This is a genomic window from Priestia sp. BR_2, assembly GCF_041954005.1.
Lineage (GTDB): Bacteria > Bacillota > Bacilli > Paenibacillales > Paenibacillaceae > Paenibacillus_AQ > Paenibacillus_AQ lautus_A.
Window position 1 is genome coordinate 101,354 of sequence record NZ_JAVFHM010000182.1, and the last position, 22,685, is coordinate 124,038.

Consider the following 22,685-nt stretch of genomic DNA (forward strand, 5'->3'; position numbering starts at 1 on the left):
ATTCAGCATTGCCATCGGTGTAACCCCCAATCCCATTTCATACGCAAAATTATATCAGCAAGTTATGGAAGGCGCAATTAGCTGCTGCATCTATTTAATGGTGTCATACAAGTCTACTTCGATATGATTGACATCCCCATGTCCCCATTCATCTGAAATCTCCAGATGCCAGGATCTTAGCAATCTTTCATGTTTATTTTCTTTTATCCAGTTGTGGAGCTCGTCATATGTATTTCTAATTTCATAATTAGGTCCCTTATGTCGTTGGACTGCATATTTTTGTTTCGGAACTACTACAGATACCATACCTTCTGGAACTTCCCTTATGTCATTCACTTCAACACATACCCAGTAACCATCCTCCTCTTCCGTTACATCCTCAACGAAGAATGCCCCAATCAATCTTGCTGGTTGTACAACCCCAGATATCTCATTCAGCCTTTCCTTAAGTACGACAGAAGCCTTTGGAATCTCATGGACATACTGGTCGCCAGGGCATACTACTCTTATTCCTACTAAATTCATTCCATTGAGTTCGACAATCTTCATTTTTGGCATACGCCCCCTTCGGTAAATTTATTTTTTGAATATTGGTTTAGTTAGACTCGAAATCCCTAAAATCAACTCGCCAATCCGTCACGAACGCCGGGTAGTATCCCACTCGGTAAGCCACTCTTTGGGAGGCGATATTGCTAGAGATCACATCATAAGTCGGCACGCGTCCGCGATGTAATACCTCAAACGTTAAACGGTTTACAAGATAAGACGCCAATCCCATTTGGCGAAAGCCAGGGAGTACCTCGATTCCGATTTGCCACATCGCGGCACACACGTTACAAGCCCCTGCCATGCCAACAATCTTGCCATTGTGCTTGGCGATTACGGCCAATACCGTCTGATAAGGACGCCCCGGGTCGGTTACAATGGCATCCTCCAATCCCTCAAGCCCCATAAGCCTTGAAATCTCATTCTCCTCCACCACTTCATACGAAAACCCGGCCGGTGGCGGCATCGGCTGGATTCTCTCTAGATCCGGGAGAAAATGCAAATAAAGCCCCCTAATAAACGGCAGCGAAAAAATCGTATCCCTGTTTTTCCCTTGCATAAACGTTTTGGCAATCGCCAGCCGTTCCGGCGTAGCCGACACCACAATCGATTTGCCCATCGACAACATTTCGAAATAACGTTCGTTTCTCGGATACGGTCTCCGCCCTGGATTCTCTCTGGCGTCTACATAAATCACGCGGTCTTTTTCCCCGTTTAAGTCATCCACCGTACAATTCAGATCAATCGCCAGCTGGGTCTGCACGATATGTATCATTTCTTTATGCGTCATCATGGTTTTACTCACTTTCCATTCCCCTCCTTTGCTCGGAATACCACTTTCTAAGCTGATTAATATGGGCCTGATGATAACGGTTATGGTCGGCCATATGCCACAAGCCCCAGCGAAGGGTGGCTTGCTTTTCATTCTCGTGTCCGAATGTGACGATGCGATCCAGATCGGCATCCGTTAACTGCGAGCATGCATCTTTCAGTAAATTGAATACAACTTCATATTTAGATAGGAGCGTGTCCAGAGAGATCCCTCTGACCATTGGCAGCTTGTTATGTTCATCGATCATCGGGCCGTATTCGTCCTTTAACGACGGAGGCAGCGCCTCTCCTTTGATCCGACAAACCCAATTCAGATCAACGTACGTGATATGTTTTATTAATTGACCGGCGCTATTATAATGGCCACCAGGTCCCATATAATCAACTTCCTCTTGCGACATGCCCTCGGATACGGAATTTAGCCTCTCACTGTTCTCTCTGACAGCGCCATATAACATGCCCACGATCGTTGACATATTCCCTTCACCTTGCAAATCATATAGCATCCTAACACAACCTTTCTTGTAAAAATAAGCAGCATTCCGAAACCCTCACGATTCTAGAACTCGACATAGATCGGATGTGCCGCCGGGTTTAAACACATTTCAATTCGCGCCCGAAAGTTCATAAAGTTAACCATCTGCAGTGCTTCTTCGATTGGAAAAAAACCAGTCTCCAAACTCTCTTCGGTTATGATCGGAACTCCTCCAACGGGCTTGGCCAGAAACAATGTATTGCATATACTGTCTTTCACATTATGGAAGATACCGCAAAACTGCATGATTTCTATATCGATCCCCGATTCTTCCTTTGTTTCCCTAATCGCAGCTTGTGCGGGAGATTCTCCGATCTCCACGACGCCCCCAGGCATTTCCCATCCTCGCTGCGGTCCTTTAATGAGCAAAATCTCGTCCTTTTCATTGATTACGATGGCAGCGGCAGACACAAAATGCTTGGCTGGATTCATTTATTTACTCCCCCTTCTAATATCCAGGTCACGGCTTCATTCAAGTCTGTCGCGATAAAATCGGGATACGCATCTTTCCATTTGCCGAAGAACTCGTGGTTATTATATTTTTCCAGTTCCTTGGCTCCGGCCCCCGTCATCACTAACGCTTTCTTGCAGCCGGCTTCTTTGGCAGCCACCATATCCGTCCACCTGTCCCCTATGACATAACACTTGGCTAAGTCCAGATGATTGTCTTCTGCGGCTTTCAACAGCATCCCTGCGGATGGCTTTCTACATTCACAATCCGCTCCATGCTCATGCCCACAAAGATAAATCTTATCAAAACCAAAGGCTGACAATTCCGACTCGAATTCTCCCATCGTTGCTTCGCCACGAGCAATTCCAGGTTGATTCGTAAACGAACAAATAAGCATCCCAGCGGCTCTGAGAGATTGAATCGAATCCTTTACCTTCGGATAAAGCTCAAATTCACCGGGCAAAACAACCCGGTCAGTTCCTCCAAGAGTTCCGTCCCTATCTATAAAAACCGCTTGCCTGACCAGTTTGGACAATGGCTTAGCCCCCTTAATCCATGAGATAACCAGCACTTGTGACGGTTCTAAAATTAACACTTGAACAAGTAATAAATTCCAGTTAACATATATTCATCATTTCTAAGGTGGGAAACTTAAATGATGAAGAAAACTATTGTTGTTTGTTCTGTATTATTGTTGGCTCTGAATGTTACTTCTGTTAATGCAGCTGCAAAAGCGAAGTCCTATAAAAACTGTACAGAGCTAAGAAAGGATTATAAAGGCGGAGTTGCCCAATCATCCTCTGCAAAAAACAAAGGTGGTAAAACCAAACACAAGCCTCATGTTTCCAAAGAACTGTATAATGCGAATAAGAAACTTGATCGAGATAAAGATTTAATCGCTTGTGAAAATAAGTCGTTTATTGGGGATTCCAGGTAACTTCATAAACCTTTATCGAAAGCCAGCCTTAGGTCTTTCTCAAACTAAGGTCGGCTCTTTGTTTCGTCTGCTTGCTTTCCATCAGCGCAGACACCTTGTTATAGGATGTCAGAATCCTAAACGATTTAAAAATCGCTGGCTGCCGATGCACCGCTCTTTCTTATTCACTTTCGTCGGTTTCGCTCCAAATGGCGTCTGCGCCATAACCTAAATACTCACGCACCTCTAGAACCTCACTGCCCCGTATCACAATTTCCATGCCATTTTCAGAGTCCCACTCTGCTCCTCCACCCAGGATGGCTCCGAAAGTATGATCGTTTCGATCATAAGGATTTCGATACATGCCGCTTTCATCTGAAGGATCCTCAACTCCAACGTTTTTCAACTGAAATCTTTCGGTCACTCTATCTCCTCCTGAATCATCCGTCTATTTTTGATTTTTATATAATGTAAAATACATCAAACGATTCTTTAAATCAGGCTCTTTAGTGAATCCCATCTTCTCTAATAACCTTTGTGATTGAACGTTTTCAATTTCCGTTGTCGCTTCGATACAATCAAGTTTCATCAAATTAAACCCTATCGGAATCAGTTCATGCAGAGCCTCTTGCATGAATCCTTTCCCCCAGTAATCCGGGGATAGATCAAAACCGATCTCAGCTCTTGTTTCTTCTTCGTCCTTTATCCAACAATGAAACCCACATGTTCCAATGAGTTCGTTCTTGTCTTTTCCGAACAGCCCGTACCTGCAGCCCGAATCATGGATATGAAACGTAATAATGTCCACTGCTTCATGTATGTCTTTACATGCTTCGATATCCATAAATTTTGTGACTTCGGGGTAAGAAAAGTGCATGTATATGGATTCAGCATCATCAAGTGTTAATTCTCGCATGAACAGTCTATTGGTTTCAATCATCGGAAATTCTACCATTCGTAATCGCCCTTTGCTTTAAATTAAACCTCATTGAACTTCTCCTAGTTCTTCTATTCTCGACTGCACGGCAAAAAACCTTTTGTCACGGACGTTTTCAGTCACCAATGCAGCGCCCGACAAATGAAGGATTCACTACAGAACGAACAGAGGGAAAGATATGATCGCTCAGGTATGCGGTGAACGAAGGAAAGTTGACTTTTATCCATAACCATACTACGATGTGTAGTATGGGGTGAGATAGGAATGAAGATTAAGAAAATGAATATCGAAGGCGAGGGCCTGAATCGATTTTTTGGACCACTGGAGTCAAGAATTATGGATATTCTCTGGTCTTCGGAGGCACTGAGTATCAAGGAAGTGCAGTCGATCCTGAATCAGGAGAGCCCGATCTCGATCAATACGGTGATGACCGTCATGAATCGTCTTCTGGATAAAGGCCTGCTGACAAAGGCAATGACGGGAACCGGCCGGACACGGGCAGCCAAGTTCAGTCCGCTGCAGTCGAGGGAGCAATTTCTCACCGAACAGACGAAAGAAGTGTCGCAGGGACTCATTCAAGAATATGGGAGCTTGGTCGTGAACCACATGATCGATGCGCTGGATGATGTCGATCCCGAGGTGATCGCAAAGCTGGAGCGTAAATTAAACGATATCAAACGCGGGAAAAAGCAATGAATCCTACCATACGGCTAAGATGTGCCTACGCGCTGATGATCGCATTCGTAGCTGTTGTCATGGTACATATGGGAATGCTCATTACATACCAGATTCGAAACGGAGTGGTTCAAGGCCCCGTACTGAATTACGCCTTAATCGACATTGTCATTGCGTATACCCTTGGTCAGATCATTTGGCGAAGTACCCGGCAGTTGGTTTTATCGCACAAATGGTTAAGGCACTTCCGTGCCAACAGGCACGACAAATTAACCAAGCGGCTCAATTACAAATACCGCGACTGGGGCACGGAAATCATCGTGGTACAGGACGATGCCTTTGTGGCTCTGACGATGGGTCTTCTGCGACCGAGAATTGTCGTATCCACTACCGTTTTAGCGATGTTTACTGACAAGGAAATAAAGGCGATTTTACTGCATGAACGATATCACTGCTGCAATTACGATGGATTAAAAATGTTTTTTTCGGCCTTGCTGGCAGACGCCTTTGGATATTTGCCGATCGTTAAACCGATTCTTCGCTACTATCAGACGTGGCAAGAGCTGTTTGCTGACCGCTACGCCATCCGGCAGATGGGTACGGAGCAGTATTTAGGCAGCGTCTTATTACAATTAGCGAAACTCGGAAAGCTTCAGCGGTATGAGACAGCCGTGCATTTTGCGAATACGACATTGGAGTACCGGGTCATGCAGGTTCTTGAGCCTGATCGAGGAGTCAATGTTCCGTTAGCCCTGCTAAAGCCTTTTCTGAGATCCTGTTCCATTTTGCTGCTCCTCATGTTGGGCGGGGATTCATAATCCCTTTTTTTTGAATAATTACACTACAATATGTAGTTCAATCACAATCGCGTTTAGACGGAAGAATTTTATCAAATAGGAGATGAAACATATGCACAATGAACTCATTCATATCGGACCTCTGACCATTTACGGCTATGGATTGATGATTGCAATCGGAATCCTGATAGCTTACAAGGTTGTTGCTTATAGAGCAGCTTCTAGACAAGTAGAACTATCCCATGTTTCCTCTCTGACTTTTTGGAGCTTATTAGGCGGGTTGGTCGGCGCTAAGCTTTTGTTTTGGATCACTCAAATGAACCATATCATCCAGGATCCCTCGATGGTTCTGAATTTTTCGGAAGGATTCGTGGTGTACGGTGGAATTATCGGGGGGATTGGGGTCGGTTATGCCTATTGTAAGAAGAAAAAGATAAACTTTCTAAAATACCTTGACCTTTTTGTGCCCTCCCTTGCATTAGCGCAGGGCTTTGGAAGAATCGGCTGCCTTCTCGCCGGTTGCTGTTATGGTGAAGAAACGGAGGGGTGGTTTGGAATTACGTTTCACGATTCCGAGCTTGCCCCGAATGATGTCAAACTCATTCCTACGCAAATATTAGAGAGCGTATTCAGCTTTTCTATTTTTTTCTTGCTGATTTATATGGCTAGAAGAAAAAGACCTAACGGCCTAATAGCAGGTCTTTATCTCATACTTTATAGTTTAGGGAGATTTATTATCGAATTTTTCAGAGGCGATATCATCCGAGGCCAGTTCGGTGCTCTCGCTACTTCGCAGTGGATCGCATTAGTCGTTGTTTTGCTCACGTGCATCGTATTCTTAACCCGGACTCAAAAAAAGATGACGACATAGGATAGTGATCATTATATTGGTATCCACTAGTACCCGACAAAAGAGACAGAAGTCCTTAATTGCATTGTGCTGTCTGACTGAGGCAAAGAGAACTCGAAACAGGACTGGGCCCGGCCTTTATCAATGAAAGCCGAGCCCCGAGGGTACCTTCTGTTCACTAGCCGAAACTGAATCCCCTGTTCACCTCATGTGTGTATTCTTCGTTCATCCTCGACATTAGCATCAAGCATACTGCTGAGGAACGGCTTCTGCTAATCGGATCGCTTATTCCTCTTCTGGCTGACCTAATGATTGCGCCGTAAACCGGTAAAATGCCATGGCATCCTCCAGTGTGCTAAAGCCAGCTTGGGCAATCTTATCGCTGCCCCCGCCTTTTCCTCGATAATCCGCCAGATGCTGTTTGAAAAAAGCACCGCAAGCAGGTCCGCTCTCCCCTCCTTGGGCGAGAACCACCTTATGGTCCGAGTTGGACGCAAAAAGCACGATAACCTCGGCTTGTTCGGTAAGCTTGGCTGCCAAGTTCTGCATATCCTTCATCGGCTTGTCCGCAAAAACATGTTTGACCAGTCTGCCTTGGCGCTCAGCCAACAGCTTCCCGGCCAGGTAAGCGTCATTCTCGGCCTTCACTGCGTTTAGTTCAGCTTGGAGCTGCTTCTGCTCCTGATCCCATTTGGCAATCCGGTCCAGAATCTCTTCCTTTGCCGTATTGAACCTGGCTGACAGGCTTCCGAGGATCTCCATTCCGGCATTAAATTCTTTCAACGCCCGATACCCGCACTTAAAATAAAGACGCATATGTCCCTTCTGCTTCTCTGCTCTCAGCAGCTTGATCATGCCGATCTCACCCGTTGCCGAGACATGGGTGCCGCCGCATGCGTTATATTCGATACCTTCGATTTCAACGATCCGAATATCGTCGGTTACCTTCGGCTGCTTCACCAGCGGCAGGGCGGCAGCCTGCTCCCGGCTCACAACATAATTCGTTACCTGTCGATTAAGGTAAATCTGGTCGTTGACTTCCAGCTCCAGCATCATCAGCTGATGCTGAGGCAGATCCGATCGGGCGATATCGATGGTGGCATAATCCTGACCCAGGTGGAAGCTGAGCGTCTCCGCCTCGCATACCTGCAGACACATGGCCGACAGCAGGTGCTGACCGCTATGATGCTGCATATGGTCGAACCTTCTGTCCCAATCCAGCCGGCAGGTTACCTCTTCCCTCTCCGGTAAACGTTCGATTTTATGCAGTATCTCTCCGTCCTCCTGAACGACATCAAGAACCGGGATTTTATCGATCCACCCGAGATCACAGGGTTGTCCTCCGCCATGCGGATAAAAGGCCGTCTCTTCCAGTACCAGGTAGGTCCCGTCCTCCCGTTCCAGCTTCTGCGTGATTCGTGTCTCCCACTCCCGGGTATAAGCGGATTCGTAATACAGCTTCTTTGTCATCTTCATGTCCTCACAGTTCCCAAGTTATAAATTCATACTGATATCAGCTTACTATAAAACGGTCCCGCAGCGCCAAATTCCATTCAATAAAAAAAGACCGCCTGCCGGCAATGCCAACAGCACGGTCCTTGAATAAGAGGTTCGGGATTTCATAGATTCCATCCTCTTCCGCAATGTACAAATCATTCCCCATGATGAATCCGGGGCTTGCTGCATGTATTTTATTCTGCGATCATAAAGCTTTCTTCTTCCTCTTTAATAGGCAGATCAGCTACCGTCACCTTCTTTACGGACGCCCGTTTCAATGAACGCATGCAACGGACCAGAAAATCAATTTGTGACGCTTCCCCTTGAAATTCCGCCTCCACACTTCCATCCTGTAAATTTCTCACCCATCCCGTTAAATTCATTCTTCGAGCGATGCAATATATTTCCAAGCGAAATCCTACCTTCTGCACCTTACCGGAAAAAACAACTTTTTTTCTGACGATGTTGCCCGGTGTGCGTTCAGGTAACTTAACCCGGTTGGCATGCCAAATGACATAGTCATTTCTTAATTTCTTAAGTACGCTCATTTCCCCGCAGCCTCCTTATATAAATTGGGATTCCCTTCATTTCAACATCGTGTGTAAACAACATAATTCACTGATGCATCAAACCACTACTTAACGCGCTTGAAAATCTCTTTTAAGTAATGCATAGATGACCGTATCAACAAATTGATTCCTCCAATAAAAATGCTGCTTCAATGTCCCTTCTTCATTTAATCCCATCTTCTCCAGCAACTTTCTTGATGCCGTATTCTCTGGCTCTACGAATGCTTCAATCCGGTTTAATTCAAGATGGTTAAATCCGAACTCCATGATCTTCTGAATCGCCTCCGTCATGTAACCTTGCCGCCAATATTCTGGTGCCAGCTCATATCCAATCTCAGCTTTATAGTGATGTTTCATCCAACCATGATATCCGCATGTTCCAATGACTCTGCTTTCCGACCGTATAGTGATTCCCCAACGAATGGCCTGATTGTTTTCAAACCTGTGATTCCATCTACGAATCAGTTCTTCTGCTTGTTCAATATGCGTAAAACTCTCCACATCATAAAATTTCGTAACGGTGTCCATAGAGAAATAATGAAAGATGTCTCTAGAATCCTCTGGTTTAATTTGTCTTAATACCAATCTTTCCGTTTCTAATAGGGGGAATTGAGGCATGTTGTTCTCCTTACATGGTTTGGGTCTTTACAGGGAATCTACTTCCTTATACAGATAATTTCGATAGCTCTTAAAACCATTTTTTATATAGAAATGACTAGCACTTTCATTGTCCGACCAATAATCTAATTGTATTTTGTTTATTCCATTCTCTTTGGCAAAGTTATTAATAAAGTTCATTAAGAGTCGTCCAATCCCTTTATTTCGATGCACTTTTATTATTCCTAATTGATGAATGTACACGGATCGATATGATTTCATAAATACGTTCTCCGGATATTCCCGAATTTCTAGCCAAGCATAACCAAGAGATTGACCTTCATCTGTAACGATATAAAAATAATAATTAGGTGTTGATACTATCTTCTTAAAAAATTCATTCACTTCTTCAAAATCATATTCCTTAAAATACTCCGGATAGAGCGAGACATGAATTTCATGAACTTCCTTATTCAGCATTGCGATTTCTTCAGAATTAAAAGACTGCGAGATCTTCATCAGGATCCCCCTCTACCATTCATTTAGAAAATTCGTATATATCCCTACCAGTTTGCTTAGAACCTCAACGCTTTCCGGAGCATGATTAGTCTCTAAAGAATGGTTGGCATTAGGAATTTCGATGACCTCTGTGGCCTTGTCTAGTATAATTTGGTTGGCAAGTTCATGATTAAACACTTCATCCTTCGAACCATAAACCACAAGTCCCTTAAACCTGTTGATATAGTGAATGGTGTCTTTAATCGGCGTCAAAAATAGATGTTTTATTGGCATTTCAAGTTTTTCATGAACTTCTCCAGCGACGATTGTGCCTATGCTCTTACTAATAAAAACAACCTCTTTATACTTGCTTATGATTCGTTGAACCGATTCGTGGCACTCTTCTATTACTCTTTGCAGATCATGAATATCCAAATCCGTTCTCGCGGCTTGATATCCATATTCAAGTACCATTAAGTCATAACCACTTTGAATCGCGGAAGTTCCAGCAAAATGTAGAATGGGCTTATCACAGGGATAGTTTTTTCCAGGAAACAGAACAACCAATTTACTATTGTCCTCTTGAAGTTGATAATATTTTTGTCTCATTTCCGTTTTCCAAAACGAGGGCATCGTTAAAATCTCTAATTTCATGGTCTCCATCCTCTCCGGCTTCAGGTAATTTTTCAGCTAACATCTTATCTCCGCACTTCATCAGTACCTCCATATTACGTGTATTCGCGCTCTTCGTAAATACTCCCAGCCATTGGCAGGATATCTCCTACCTCCGAGGACGCTTCTGGCCCCTAGGGACCAAATCTTCAAAATCGTTCGATGTACATGTTTCATCCCTTGACAAAGTGGGTAAATGTATAAAACATATTATTGCACCGTTGCAGTTATACGGTCCTACTCAACAAGGACTCGTTGCCTGCAAACGCATTTTGCATATATCCATTTGGGCTGAGAGAAGCAGTGGCGTAGCTGCTTGATTCTCACAGGTATATCAGGATTCATGGATGAAGACACAAATGATCCTTATATACGAATAGGGGCTAAAAGGCTTGGAATACTTCCTTCGGATGGATGTAATAAGGGATTGCACACCGCTTAGAAAGCTAATATGCATATAAAGGTGGAATTTGGGGCATGTAAGTCTATGCCATAACAAAGATTGCCGGCTTAAATTGTTAATACCCTCAGGGTTTCCTCTTGGTTTTTCTCCACCCCTTGATGATGCGCTTAATCCTATTCCATTTTGATTTCTTTTAGAGCTAACTTGCTTAGCTTCATTTCTATATCTACATAACGAGGCTGCCGCCTTCCCTACTCAGCAATATACTTTTCCTCAACTCTTTTTTGGGTCCCCGATGGATGATATGCCAAATGCTCCGCATAATATGGATACTGCTTGCAAAGGGGCGATTGAATGATAGTACTGGAGCATGTGAACAAGGTTTATGATAATGGCTTTCACGCGCTGAAGGACATTAATCTCGAATTTAAAAAAGGGGAAATTACCGTCCTCATCGGTCCGAGCGGCTGCGGCAAATCAACAACCATGAAGCTGATCAACGCGCTCAATACGCCATCCTCGGGCAAAGTTCTGATTGACGGTCAGGATATCTCCAGATTGAATCCGGTTGAACTGCGGCGCAATATCGGCTATGTCATTCAAAGCGTTGGTTTATTTCCGCATATGAATATCTCCAGGAACGCGGGCGTGGTTCCGCGTCTGAAGAAGTGGGATAAAGACAAAACAGATCAAAAAGTAAATGAATTGTTGGACATGGTCGGACTGGATCACACCATTTATGGTACACGCTATCCATCCGAGCTAAGCGGCGGACAACAGCAGCGCGTAGGCGTCGTGCGGGCGCTTGCGGCTGAACCCGATATCATCCTGATGGACGAGCCGTTCTCCGCACTGGATCCCATCAGCCGCGAGCAGCTTCAGGATGAGCTGATCCGGCTTCAGCAGGAGCTCAATAAGACCATTATCTTCGTAACGCATGATATGGACGAAGCTATTAAAATCGCGGATACCATCGTTCTGATGAAAGATGGCGAAGTGGTCCAAACGGGTAGACCGGACAGCATATTACGGCATCCCGCAAATGATTTTGTGCGTGACTTTATCGGTTCGAAACGTCTGCAAAATGAGAATGAAAGCGCATATGAAATTCCGCTTGTGGATGAAGTGATGATTACGAATCCGGTCACGGCATTCCCGAGCCGGGGATTGGCTGAAGCCATCAAGATGATGGAAATGAAGCGGGTCGATTCGCTGCTGATCGTGGATCGTAACCGTCAGCTTCAAGGCGCGGTTTCGATCTACCGGGTTCTCGACCAATACGGCGAAGAAGGCAAAACCGTCGCGGATGTGATGCATCCGGTCCGTTTTTCCGTGGCTTCGGGAAGCACGCTTCCGCAGGCCATCGAGATTATGGACAGCCACCAGCTAAGCAACCTCCCTGTCGTAGACAGCAATAACCGGTTCCTCGGATTAATCACAAGAGGCAGTGTGGTTAAACATCTGGCCGAAGTCTATCCAACGATGGTTCCTCCGGTGCTGAACGGAGAGGGTGAGTGATATGAATGCATTTTGGAGCTTCATCACGGATCGTTATCCGGATATTCTGAAGGCATTGCAGGAGCATCTGGTCCTCTCGTTCTCTGCCGTGCTGCTCGGGACTGTGATTGCCGTACCGATCGGAATCCTGCTGGTCTACAACCGGGTCGGCTGGTTGAACAGCATCGTCTTTTTCGTTGCGAATCTGTTTCAGACGGTTCCCAGCCTGGCACTCCTGGCAATTCTGATTCCGCTGCTCGGGATCGGCATGAAGCCGGCCATACTCGCATTGTTTCTGTATTCCCTGATGCCTATTCTGCGGAATACCTATGACGGTTTTCACTCCGTGGATAAAGGCGTGCTCAATTCGGCCAGGGGAATGGGATACAGCACCGCACAAACGATTTTGAAAATTCAGCTTCCCCTATCGCTTCCTTATATCATGTCCGGTGTCCGCATTACGACCGTGTATATCATCAGTTGGGCAACACTGGCTTCCCTGATCGGTGCTGGCGGTTTAGGCCAGCTCATCGTATCCGGACTTGGGGTCAATAAACCCGAGATGATATTCATCGGTGGCATCGGTGCAATTCTGTTGGCGCTTGTAGCTGACGGACTGCTTGGTCTGCTGGAGGGCTGGCTGAGCAAGCACTACCATCAGAATCAAACCCGGGACGCTGCGATATGATTAACGTCAACCGTAAACAGCGAACCGGACGGAACAAGGAAGGCGTGATGAAACTGAACAAGCTGAAAAGGATACCGATGTTAGTCTGCCTGATGGCTCTCGCCGCTTTTACCTCCGCATGCGGAATTCAAAGCGACATCACCATCGGGACGCAAACCTATACCGAAACCAAGATTATTGCTGAAATGTATAAAGCGCTGATTGAAGACCAAACCGATCTGAAGGTGGATGTTATCCCGGATCTGGCATCAAGTTCATTGGTCATCAATGCGATGAAACGAAACGACGTTCAGATGGCGACACTATATACCGGTGAAATATTCAACAACCATTTCCCGATTAGTGGCACCAAAGACCGAGCGAAAGTCTTGAAGGAGGCACAGGATGGATTTCAGGAACACTTCGGGTTCACCTGGATGAATCCGCTGGGTTTTGAGAACACCTACGCGTTCACGGTAAGAAAGGATCTTGCCGAAGCCAACGGGTACGCCAAGATTTCCGACGTCAAAAAAGACATGGCCTCCATGAAGCTTGGGGTAGATACGACGTGGCTGGAGAGAAGCACGGATGGATATCCGGCATTCTCCAAAGCATATGACATCAAATTCGGTCAGGTCTTCCCCATGGAAATCAGCCTGGTCTACAGCGCGGTAGCCAATGAGCAGGTGGATATCGTGTTGGCCTATTCCACGGATTCCCGGCTGAAAGCCTACCAATTGCAGACGCTTCAGGATGACCAGCAATTCTTCCCTCCCTATGATGCAAGTCCGGTATTGCGTTCGGACCTTTTGAAGAAGCATCCTGAAATTGAGGATACGATAGCGCCTCTAATCGGTCATCTGGATGCAGATACGATGATATCGCTTAATTATCAGGTGGACATTGAGAAGAAAAGCGAGCGTGAGGTCGCGATCGCGTACTTGAAAGAGCAGGGCTTCTTGAAAAGCTAAAGGAGGGTAAGCATGGAAAGTGAACATTTAACATTTGCCGACTTTTTGTCATATATATCACGAAATCAAGAATTGCTCTGGGAGTATTTCATCCAGCATATTACGATGGTGGTTATCGGGCTGGGGCTGGCATTCATCGTCGGGGTGCCGCTTGGCATCCTCTGCTCTAAGAGTAAATGGGCGGCCAAGGTCATTTTGTTTATCACCAACATTCTACAGGTGGTACCAAGCTTGGCCATGCTCGTGGTTCTCATGTTATGGATGGGACTCGGAACGACAACGGTCATGGTGGGACTCTTCCTGTATTCCCTGAATCCAATCGCGCGGAATACGTACGTGGGGTTAAAACAGGTGGATCCCAGCTACCTGGAATCGGGAAAAGGTATCGGGATGAGCCCCTTCCAAATGCTTGTGAAAGTACGTTTTCCGCTGGCGCTGACGTACATCATGTCGGGCCTGCGTATCGCGGCCGTTATTGCCATCGGCGTGGTGACGATCGCTCCCCTCGTGGGAGGAGGCGGTCTGGGACGAGAAATTTACGCTGGACTAAACAGCAACAACTCCCTGCGGATTTTTGCAGGCGCCATTCCTGCCGCGGTGCTGGCAATCGTTGCGGATATCGTGCTCGGCATGCTGCAGCGTAAGCTGGATCTGGCCAAACGGAAGTCAGCCGGTGCGGCTCCATCGCCTGCGAAAATGCAAAATATAAACTGAGGTTTATAGAGGGTACATTCTAAGGGGCATTCCAAGAGATCTTCGATCTTGCGGAGTGCTCTTTTCTTAGTTGTTAGTATTATTTTTCCTTTAGATAATCCAAAACATTGTTTAAGTAACTTTCAATGGGTTGCGAAGAATCAATAGTCAGACACTTTATATCTAATGGTCGTTTACTTTCATTTAAACCAGATATAAATGATTCTTCAGTCGTCTCCGATATTTGGCTTATCATTCGTTTTCGATTTTGAAGTCTGTTACTAATTTCCTTGTAATCGTTAAGGTAACATTCTATATATTTGTACTTGGCGTGATATTTCTTTGCTAATCGCAATCCTTGATCAAGCATCTCCGAATATAAACAAGGAGCATCAAATATAACATCATGACCTTGCGATAAATAAAACTCGACCAAATCCCAATCAACCGTGTATGAAATTTTGCCAAGATGTTTCATTTCAATATCAAGTCCTTCTGTTGACTTTAATATTGCCGTTTTAGATATATCATGGTCAACAATGACAGCCCCAGTTATATTGGCAATTCGTCTAGCAAGCGTTGATTTTCCCGATCCCGGAAAACCCGACATTTGGAGAAAATACACTTCAGCACCTCGCTTTACTCTTATTTCAACTAATCTAATATTGTTTTTTCTCTAGGTACTGTGCTTATCACAAATTCCTCTCGATCAAAGATGGTTCAACTATATAAGTTTTTCTTCTATAGATCATTTTTTGTCCTTTCTGTTTTTCGGGAATTCCCTAACAGTTGAATTGCAAGATGTATCATATCTTAAAGTAAATAATTATTTTCTTCATTAGCCAGCATTAGCGTTCTGATTTCATATGATTTGCACCCCGATGCAATAAATGGGTCAGAATTGGCAATGTCCGTTGCTTCCATTAAATCCTCTGCTTGAATGATGACGATTCCTCCAGGATAATCCGCAAAAGGGCCACAAAGCATAAGTTTGCCTTGCGATTCTAAGCCTCTTAAATACTCCACATGACCCTTAATGATTTCATGATTTAACGGTTTTTGATTGTTCATTAAATAAACAAATGTCATCTTCTTCCCCTCCTCACACATTCTCCCCGCTGTAGAAGGGACAATCTTTAATATGGTCGATTCAGTTTTATATTCGCCAGTGCTTGATCTTAATAATGGCAACCCTTTCCTGATTTTATATGATTCCGGAAAAAACAACCATCCTTTATGCTGAATATGTCAAAAGCACATCAAATATGGAGGAGGAACTACGGTTTATGCAGATGAGCAGGAACATCATCAAAAAGCTTATACCTGTTATAACATGTCTGGGACTGGCCGCCACAGCGATGGCCGGCTGCAGCAGTGAGAAGATGCCAAAGGGGAGTACGGAATCCACAGAGTCAACCCAACCTTTGAGCAACTTATCGTATTGGAAACAGATGCATCCCGACGCAGCCGCCATTATGAAAAGCTATGGTGAGATTACCGCTATTCAAGAAATCAAAAATAAAACCGGTGTCAAAATCGATTACCAACACCCGGCCCAAGGCCAAGCTGGCGAACAATTCAACTTGATGATGGCCTCGAAATCGCTGCCCGATGTCGTTGAATATTCGTGGAATAATTATCCGGGAGGCGCTCAAAAAGCGATTAAGGATGGTAAAATCATTCCATTAAATGACTATTTGGACCACGCGCCTAACTTCAAAAAGCTGCTGGACGAAAACCCGGAATGGAGAAGACAGGCGTCAACGGACGATGGCGATCTTATCGGTTTTCCGTTCATCCGCCCCGTGAGAAAACTGCAAACCCACTCCGGCCCGGTTATACGTAAAGATTGGTTGGACAAGTTGGATTTGCCTATTCCTAGAACCATCGATGAATGGTACACCGTTTTGAAAGCGTTTAAGGAACAAGATCCCAACGGCAACGGAAAGGCGGATGAAATTCCGATCATGATGGGAGCAGGCGAACTTGCTTTTACTGGCGCTTTTGGCATCCCGAACGGCTTCTATCACGAAGGAAATACGGTCAAATATGGCCCTGTTCAACCCGAATATAAGGAATACCTTACAACTATGAACCGTTGGTATAATGAGGGCTTGCTGGACAAAGACTTTGCAGCCAATGACAGCAAAATGTACGATGCCAAAATAACCGGCAATCAGGTCGGTGCGGCTGTTATGGCCGTAGGCGGAGGCATGGGCAGGTTTATGGATTTAATGGAGTCTAAGGAACCACAATTCAAGCTTGTTGCCACACCCTATCCGACATTACAATCTGGCGATAAACCGATTTTCGGTCAAATGGACAATCAGATTGTCGGCATATTCACTGCTATAACTGAAAGCAACAAGCACATCGCTGAAACCGTAAAATTCTTCGATTATTTCTATAGTGAAGAAGGACGAATGATCATGAACTTCGGTAAAGAAGGCACATCCTATACGATGGAGGACGGTTATCCGAGGTATATGGATTCCGTCATGAACAATCCGGAAGGATTGCCCCTTGCCCAATCCCTGAAACAGCATGTCTTGTCCGCTGATGCGGGTCCTTTCTTGCAGGATGTACGCTATATGGAGCAATATGCGGCCAGACCGGAGCAGCAGGAGGCTTTGACCGTCTGGGCAGAACCTTCGAATGAAAAAAGAATGCCTCCGATCACCATCGCCAGGGAAAACAATAGCCGATATGCCTCGATCATGAACGATATCGATACGTATAAAAATGAAATGATCGTCAAATTTATTATGGGCGCAGAATCGCTGGATAAGTTCGATGAGTATGTCGCTACCCTGAAAAGCATGGGTATCGACGAGGCAATTCAAATGCAGCAATCCGGATTGGAACGCTATAACAACCGATAACAGCCTACTACACTGGAGACGGAAAGCTTGCGGCTTGCCGTTCTCCGGTATTCAAAGAAGGAGTAAACCATGCCTAATGTACAGAGAAACATTGTGAAGACGGCAACGGGGAGCCGGGCAGAGAAGAAATGGAGCATGATAAAAAAGGACATCATTCGGAACCGCTACATTTATCTTATCCTGCTGCCCGTCGTTGCCTACTACATCGTTTTTCATTACGGACCCATGTATGGTCTGCAAATCGCTTTTAAAGATTACGGACTTGCCGACGGAATTTGGGGAAGTCCGTGGGTGGGTTTCGATCACTTTGAAAGTTTTTTTGGAAACTACTACTTTTGGAGATTGATTCGGAACACCCTGCTGATCAATATCTATGAATTGCTGTTTGCGTTCCCCGCTTCGATCATACTGGCCTTATTGCTTAATGAAATTCGCAGGAGTTTTTTTAAACGGATCGTACAGACGATAAGCTATCTCCCGCACTTTATCTCCATCGTCGTTGTGGTCGGGATGATGATCGATTTCTTTGCCCGCGACGGTCTGGTGAATCAACTTCTTGGCATGATCGGACTTGAACCGATTGCCTTCATGCAGGAGCCGGGGTGGTTTCGGTTCATGTACGTATCCTCCGGCGTCTGGCAGGGAATCGGATGGGGCTCTATTATCTATCTCGCCGCCATAGCCAACATCGATCCGACTCTCTATGATGCGGCCCGGATTGACGGAGCGGGACGATGGAAACAGACCTTGCATATTACCCTGCCCGGAATCATGCCGACCATTGTGATATTGCTCATTCTCAACATGGGATCCATGCTTTCCGTCGGGAGCGAGAAAATTATTTTGATGTACAATCCGATGACCTATGAGACGGCCGATGTCATCTCCACCTATGTATTCAGGAAAGGTATACTGGGAGCCGATTTCGGTTACACCGCTGCCGTTGGGTTATTCAATTCGGTCATCAGCTTCATTCTAATCGTACTCGCCAATTCCATTAGCAAAAGAGTGAGCGAACATAAATTGTGGTAAGGGAGGAACGGTATGTTTCACAAACGCAGCCTGGGTGAATCGATATTTTCCGTCGTCAATACATGCTTCATGCTTCTGCTTTGCTTCGTCACGCTTTATCCGTTCCTATACGTATTATTCGCATCTTTAAGCGATCCTGCAGAAATCGCCCGATTTCGCGGCATGCTGTTTTTCCCTACCGGGTTTAATCTGGATGCGTATAAAGCCGTCATGGATAATCCCATGATTCTGACCGGTTACCGGAACACCCTCTTCTATGTCGCTGGCGGCACAATCATCAACCTATTCATGACAACGCTCGGTGCCTATGCCCTTTCTCGCCGCAACGTCTATTTCAACAATTCCATCATGCTCATCATCGTGATCACGATGGTGTTCAATGGGGGCCTCATTCCAACCTTTCTGCTGGTGAACAGTCTCGGCATGCTGGATACGCCTTGGGCTCTTCTCTTGCCCGGGGCTATCAGCTCATTTAACTTGATCATTATGCGAACTGCCTTTCAAGCGGTACCCGTTAGTTTGGAGGAATCCGCGCGGATCGACGGGGCCAATGATTGGATCATTATGAGCCGAATCATTGTTCCTCTTTCGATGCCCGTTATTGCCGTCATGGTTTTGTGGTATGCAGTGGGACATTGGAATTCGTACTTTAGCGCATTGATTTATTTGCGTGATCGGGAGTTATTTCCTCTACAGCTAGTGCTCCGTGAAATTCTGATCTCGAACAGTACGGACAGCATGACGACCGGCGCAGCAGCCACAGATCGGTTGGACATCGGGATCACGATCAAATATGCGACGATTATCATCTCTACACTTCCAATATTATGCCTGTACCCGTTTCTGCAAAAGTATTTTGTGCACGGTGTCCTGATTGGTGCGTTAAAAGAATGATCATCACACGAATCGGTCATCCAACGAAGGGAGCAAGCTTGCTCTTCCCGAATTATAGGGATTGAGCAAGCTTTTCTATACTAGGAGGATCGCCATGTTTTCAATCATTCGAAGAAAGAATGCCGGAAGCAAAAGAAGGAGCCTATTCATCAGGATGCTCGTATCCAATTGTCTTCTGCTCCTGGTTCCCATCCTGATTTGGTTTGTGTTCTATACCAATATTGAACATATCATGAAATCCAATGCGGAACGGTCCAATCTCGGCATGCTGGAACAGATGCGTCTCAATATAGACAGCCATTTCAAAGAAATTGAACAATTATCCCATCAAATTATACTCAATCCGAAGCTGCGTTATTTATTGGATACGGAAATCAAAGACTTGTCAGAACGGTATCATTTGGTCCAATTTACAAGAGATTATTTAACAATGCATTCGAGAATGACCAAGGATTTTGTGTACGATTTCTATATTTTTTTGGACCGAAGCGATTCTGTGATCAAACCGAATCTCGTAACCGATTCTCACAACTTTTATGATAAATATTATCGCTTTGAACATCTGACCTATGAAGAATGGCGTAAGCAGATGACGAGCTATCATAGTCAAACATACCTGCCGTCCTCCACCTTACAACGAAACGGCTACCTGAAGGATGACCCCATGCAAGTGATTACCTTTATGCAATCGTTGCCGGTCGAAGAAACATCCAACATGAAAGGGAATCTAACGGTTCTGATCGATGAAACCAAGATTCACGAAATGACACGACAAATCGAGTCCGCAAACGGGAGTTCCGTTTATATCGTGAACCAAAATCATGAACTCATCAGCAGTACCCCTGGTGCAAGCCCTTTATCCAACTCCATAATGAATGAACTGAAGTCGAACTCCGGTTTGCGCAATTACAATCTGAACGGTCAAGATGTAACGGTATCATTCACAACCTCGGGACAAGTCGGATGGTACTATATTGCTGTGATGCCTTTGAATGTATATTTGCAGAAAGTGAAACAAATGGAGCATCTTGCGCTGTGGCTTCTCTTGCTATGTATCCTTGCGGGGAGCGCGGCTGCATATGGAATCGCGTATCGAAACTATTTTCCAATCAAAAGAATGATAGAGGCGATTCAGGCCGGAAAGTCTCATCCACGTAAACCTGCTGTGAATGAATTTGACTACATCCTGGAAATGATGAAAATTTCCTGGGACGAGGAAAGGCATATTAAAAACAAACTGACTCAACAACTGCCCGTTCTGCGTTCTAGCTATTTACATCGAGTGCTTCAAGGCTACTTTGAGCCTCCAGAGCAAATGAAACAATCGCTGGAATTTATGGGCATCCATTTTCCGTTTCCTCATTTTATCGTCATTCTCGTTCAAGTGGACGACATGACCCGGTTCGCACCGAACCAAAGTGAAAAACAATGGGCATTGGTGCGATTTATCATCTCCAATTTGGCTGAAGATACAGTCTATGAAGGGCATACGATACATACGATCGACTTGGAGAAAGACCGGCTGGCCCTGCTCGTTAATCTATTGCCGGATCAGATGGATCATCCGGCTTGCCGGGTGAAGGACATCGTATCCGGATTGCATCGCATGCTGGAGACTAGGTTCAAGCTGGAGATCAGCATAGCCATAAGCGGCGTTCATAAGGGCCAGCATCAGATTGGAGAAGCCTATTTGGAAGCGGCTGCCGCCTTGGAGTACAGGATGGTCAATGGGCAGCTGTCGACCTTTTACTATCATGATATTCGCCAGAAAAAGCTGCAGTATTATTACCCTGTCGAAACCGAGCTGCAGTTAATCAACTGTATTCGAAGCGGCGATACAGAGCAAGTGGTCCAACTGCTTACACGGCTGTTCGATCGAAATTTTCGGGACGAATCCATCACTCCAGAGCTCGGGAGATGCTTATTATTCAGTCTTGCCGGTACCCTGCTGCGTATCATGGCATCGGATTCGGATACGCTGGCCTACCGGAAGCTTACAGAAGGTGACATCCACCCCGTGCGTTTCCTGCTTTCCTGTAAAACAACCGACGAAATGTTTGAAAAAGCGAAGGACCTGTATGTATCGGCCGCCGAATCGTTCAAACTGGAACGAAGCGATCACAATGAACAGCTCCTGCTGCAAATTCAAACCTGCATTCAAGCGAATTACGCCGATCCCAATATGAGCTTGAATTTAGTGTCTGAGCATTTGCAGATCACGCCGCAATATATTTCGCAATTTTTTAAAAGAGTGAGTGGACAGAACTTCAACGACTACCTGACTGTCGTACGCATGGATCACGCTAAGAAACTGATGTCGGATCCTGGACTGACCAACGCACAGATTGCCAAGATGGTCGGTTATACAAGCGATACGGTTTTCATTCGGGTTTTTAAGAAGGTCGAAGGCATTACTCCCGGTAAATATAGAGAGAGTATGACGAAATGTGCTGGATTAAATCAATAGGAATGTTTACTACATTATTTACATTGGCAGCATATCTCTCATTAAAAGAAAGGATATGCTGCTGTCGTTTTGCGCTCATATTTCTCCGAGGATTTTTATCATTGCTCGTCTATTCATCCATGGACCGTAGTGCACAATGATATGGACGCTACCAGCCGCTCCTCCGGAATAATAACCGGTTCTAATCATAAACTTATACAAGAAAGCCATAAAAGGAGGGTTAAGTGAATTGACGAAAGTTAAAGTTAGTTTACGGCCCATCGTTAGCAAGCTAAATTTACCCACTGTGTTGAAAACAACGATTCTTCCGGGCGACTCCATCGAAAGATTATTTGTTGCGACTCAGGTAGGAGAGATCTTTTACATAGGAAACGGAGTTATAGAGACTTTCTTAGATATTCGCCCGCGAATCCTGAAACTAGGTGGTTCTAGCAGCGGATATGATGAACGGGGACTGCTAGGGCTGGCATTTCATCCCCAATTTTATTACAATCGTCTGTTTTATCTCCATTATTCAGCAGCTGGAACCCAAGGTCCAGGGGCCCTTCCAGGTGCTCCTCCTGAATCTTTTAAGCCTAATCCGTGCGATGCTAGCACCTTAAACCTAAAGTGGACAAATAGAGAACATCAATACGATCATATCGATACAGTCGAAGAATGGATTCTGCAATCGAATGGCCAACCTAACAAAAGGCGGACGTTACTTAATATCAGAAGGCCATTTTTAAACCATAACGGTGTCAATAGCCTAAACTTTTCCCCTGAAACAGGAAAGCTTGTTTTGACAACCGGTGATGGCGGATCAGGC

The 22,685-nt window shown here is 45.2% G+C and carries 27 protein-coding genes; 13 read left to right on the forward strand and 14 right to left on the reverse strand.

Annotated elements, in window-relative coordinates:
• Positions 1–90 precede the first annotated feature (90 nt).
• Genes RB298_RS09200 through RB298_RS09220 form a run of 5 tightly spaced genes read right to left on the reverse strand, consistent with a single transcriptional unit; the run spans position 91 to position 2,898 of the window.
• Positions 91–549: a GyrI-like domain-containing protein gene (locus RB298_RS09200; RefSeq protein WP_213579336.1), complete on the reverse strand. Its 459-nt coding sequence runs from the start codon at positions 547–549 to the stop codon at positions 91–93.
• Positions 550–595: 46 nt separating this feature from the next.
• Positions 596–1,351 (reverse strand): GNAT family N-acetyltransferase, encoded by a 756-nt coding sequence (locus tag RB298_RS09205; protein ID WP_486046912.1) that lies wholly within the window; start codon positions 1,349–1,351, stop codon positions 596–598.
• Positions 1,344–1,883: a DinB family protein gene (locus RB298_RS09210; RefSeq protein WP_486046913.1), complete on the reverse strand. Its 540-nt coding sequence runs from the start codon at positions 1,881–1,883 to the stop codon at positions 1,344–1,346. Before RB298_RS09210 ends, RB298_RS09205 begins: the two co-directional genes overlap by 8 nt.
• Before the next feature lie 53 nt (positions 1,884–1,936).
• Entirely contained in the window at positions 1,937–2,344 is a 408-nt protein-coding gene (locus RB298_RS09215) for an NUDIX hydrolase (RefSeq protein ID WP_096775983.1), read from the reverse strand.
• On the reverse strand, positions 2,341–2,898 hold the full coding sequence (locus RB298_RS09220) for an HAD-IIIA family hydrolase (RefSeq protein ID WP_375120440.1): 558 nt from the start codon (positions 2,896–2,898) through the stop codon (positions 2,341–2,343). The genes RB298_RS09215 and RB298_RS09220 overlap by 4 nt, the downstream gene beginning before the upstream one ends.
• A gap of 123 nt (positions 2,899–3,021) precedes the next feature.
• On the opposite strand from RB298_RS09220, the gene RB298_RS09225 reads away from it, so the two are divergent.
• On the forward strand, positions 3,022–3,300 hold the full coding sequence (locus tag RB298_RS09225; protein ID WP_486046926.1) for an excalibur calcium-binding domain-containing protein: 279 nt from the start codon (positions 3,022–3,024) through the stop codon (positions 3,298–3,300).
• Between the two features lie 160 nt (positions 3,301–3,460).
• On the opposite strand, the gene RB298_RS09230 is transcribed toward RB298_RS09225, so the two are convergent.
• Positions 3,461–3,703, reverse strand: coding sequence for a DUF6985 domain-containing protein (locus tag RB298_RS09230; protein ID WP_486046914.1), 243 nt, complete (start codon positions 3,701–3,703; stop codon positions 3,461–3,463).
• A gap of 24 nt (positions 3,704–3,727) precedes the next feature.
• Complete coding sequence (locus RB298_RS09235) at positions 3,728–4,234, reverse strand: GNAT family N-acetyltransferase (protein WP_486046915.1); 507 nt, start codon at positions 4,232–4,234, stop codon at positions 3,728–3,730.
• A gap of 246 nt (positions 4,235–4,480) precedes the next feature.
• Here RB298_RS09235 and RB298_RS09240 point away from each other — a divergent pair, with 246 nt between their 5' ends.
• The 3 genes from RB298_RS09240 to RB298_RS09250 all read left to right on the forward strand — a co-directional run bounded on the left by RB298_RS09240 (position 4,481) and on the right by RB298_RS09250 (position 6,559).
• Positions 4,481–4,912 (forward strand): BlaI/MecI/CopY family transcriptional regulator, encoded by a 432-nt coding sequence (locus tag RB298_RS09240; RefSeq protein WP_036664254.1) that lies wholly within the window; start codon positions 4,481–4,483, stop codon positions 4,910–4,912.
• A complete protein-coding gene (locus RB298_RS09245) occupies positions 4,909–5,709 on the forward strand; it encodes a M56 family metallopeptidase (RefSeq protein ID WP_486046916.1) in 801 nt (266 codons plus the stop codon). The genes RB298_RS09240 and RB298_RS09245 overlap by 4 nt, the downstream gene beginning before the upstream one ends.
• Positions 5,710–5,800: 91 nt before the next feature.
• Positions 5,801–6,559 (forward strand): prolipoprotein diacylglyceryl transferase, encoded by a 759-nt coding sequence (locus RB298_RS09250; RefSeq protein WP_375120445.1) that lies wholly within the window; start codon positions 5,801–5,803, stop codon positions 6,557–6,559.
• A 264-nt stretch (positions 6,560–6,823) separates the two neighbouring features.
• On the opposite strand, the gene RB298_RS09255 is transcribed toward RB298_RS09250, so the two are convergent.
• From RB298_RS09255 to RB298_RS09275, 5 genes are all read right to left on the reverse strand, one after another.
• A complete protein-coding gene (locus tag RB298_RS09255; protein ID WP_486046917.1) occupies positions 6,824–8,008 on the reverse strand; it encodes an alanyl-tRNA editing protein in 1,185 nt (394 codons plus the stop codon).
• Between the two features lie 221 nt (positions 8,009–8,229).
• A complete protein-coding gene (locus RB298_RS09260) occupies positions 8,230–8,583 on the reverse strand; it encodes an acylphosphatase (RefSeq protein WP_277746549.1) in 354 nt (117 codons plus the stop codon).
• A gap of 90 nt (positions 8,584–8,673) precedes the next feature.
• Positions 8,674–9,222, reverse strand: coding sequence for a GNAT family N-acetyltransferase (locus tag RB298_RS09265; RefSeq protein ID WP_486046918.1), 549 nt, complete (start codon positions 9,220–9,222; stop codon positions 8,674–8,676).
• A gap of 27 nt (positions 9,223–9,249) precedes the next feature.
• Complete coding sequence (locus RB298_RS09270) at positions 9,250–9,720, reverse strand: GNAT family N-acetyltransferase (RefSeq protein ID WP_096775991.1); 471 nt, start codon at positions 9,718–9,720, stop codon at positions 9,250–9,252.
• A gap of 12 nt (positions 9,721–9,732) precedes the next feature.
• On the reverse strand, positions 9,733–10,353 hold the full coding sequence (locus RB298_RS09275; protein WP_486046919.1) for an alpha/beta hydrolase: 621 nt from the start codon (positions 10,351–10,353) through the stop codon (positions 9,733–9,735).
• A gap of 775 nt (positions 10,354–11,128) precedes the next feature.
• On the opposite strand from RB298_RS09275, the gene RB298_RS09280 reads away from it, so the two are divergent.
• Genes RB298_RS09280 through RB298_RS09295 form a run of 4 tightly spaced genes read left to right on the forward strand, consistent with a single transcriptional unit; the run spans position 11,129 to position 14,623 of the window.
• Positions 11,129–12,292, forward strand: a complete 1,164-nt coding sequence (locus RB298_RS09280; RefSeq protein WP_096775993.1) for an ABC transporter ATP-binding protein — start codon at positions 11,129–11,131, stop codon at positions 12,290–12,292.
• A 1-nt stretch (position 12,293) separates the two neighbouring features.
• A complete protein-coding gene (locus tag RB298_RS09285) occupies positions 12,294–12,959 on the forward strand; it encodes an ABC transporter permease (protein WP_009589947.1) in 666 nt (221 codons plus the stop codon).
• 47 nt (positions 12,960–13,006) lie between these two features.
• On the forward strand, positions 13,007–13,909 hold the full coding sequence (locus tag RB298_RS09290) for a glycine betaine ABC transporter substrate-binding protein (protein WP_486046927.1): 903 nt from the start codon (positions 13,007–13,009) through the stop codon (positions 13,907–13,909).
• 12 nt (positions 13,910–13,921) lie between these two features.
• On the forward strand, positions 13,922–14,623 hold the full coding sequence (locus RB298_RS09295) for an ABC transporter permease (RefSeq protein WP_096775996.1): 702 nt from the start codon (positions 13,922–13,924) through the stop codon (positions 14,621–14,623).
• Between the two features lie 79 nt (positions 14,624–14,702).
• Here RB298_RS09295 and RB298_RS09300 read toward each other — a convergent pair whose 3' ends face one another.
• Complete coding sequence (locus RB298_RS09300) at positions 14,703–15,227, reverse strand: P-loop nucleotide/nucleoside kinase family protein (protein ID WP_096775997.1); 525 nt, start codon at positions 15,225–15,227, stop codon at positions 14,703–14,705.
• 188 nt (positions 15,228–15,415) lie between these two features.
• Positions 15,416–15,691: a YciI family protein gene (locus tag RB298_RS09305; RefSeq protein WP_096775998.1), complete on the reverse strand. Its 276-nt coding sequence runs from the start codon at positions 15,689–15,691 to the stop codon at positions 15,416–15,418.
• A 197-nt stretch (positions 15,692–15,888) separates the two neighbouring features.
• Between RB298_RS09305 and RB298_RS09310 the strand changes: the two genes are divergently transcribed.
• The 5 genes from RB298_RS09310 to RB298_RS09330 all read left to right on the forward strand — a co-directional run.
• Entirely contained in the window at positions 15,889–17,484 is a 1,596-nt protein-coding gene (locus RB298_RS09310; protein ID WP_486046920.1) for an extracellular solute-binding protein, read from the forward strand.
• 69 nt (positions 17,485–17,553) lie between these two features.
• Positions 17,554–18,516: an ABC transporter permease gene (locus RB298_RS09315; RefSeq protein WP_096776000.1), complete on the forward strand. Its 963-nt coding sequence runs from the start codon at positions 17,554–17,556 to the stop codon at positions 18,514–18,516.
• 12 nt (positions 18,517–18,528) lie between these two features.
• Positions 18,529–19,410: a carbohydrate ABC transporter permease gene (locus RB298_RS09320; protein ID WP_096776001.1), complete on the forward strand. Its 882-nt coding sequence runs from the start codon at positions 18,529–18,531 to the stop codon at positions 19,408–19,410.
• 94 nt (positions 19,411–19,504) lie between these two features.
• Positions 19,505–21,877 carry an AraC family transcriptional regulator gene (locus tag RB298_RS09325; protein ID WP_486046921.1) on the forward strand — a complete coding sequence of 791 codons (2,373 nt, stop codon included), beginning with the start codon at positions 19,505–19,507 and terminating at the stop codon, positions 21,875–21,877.
• 229 nt (positions 21,878–22,106) lie between these two features.
• The coding region (locus RB298_RS09330) for a PQQ-dependent sugar dehydrogenase family protein (RefSeq protein WP_486046922.1) at positions 22,107–22,685 on the forward strand (579 nt) is incomplete at its 3' end.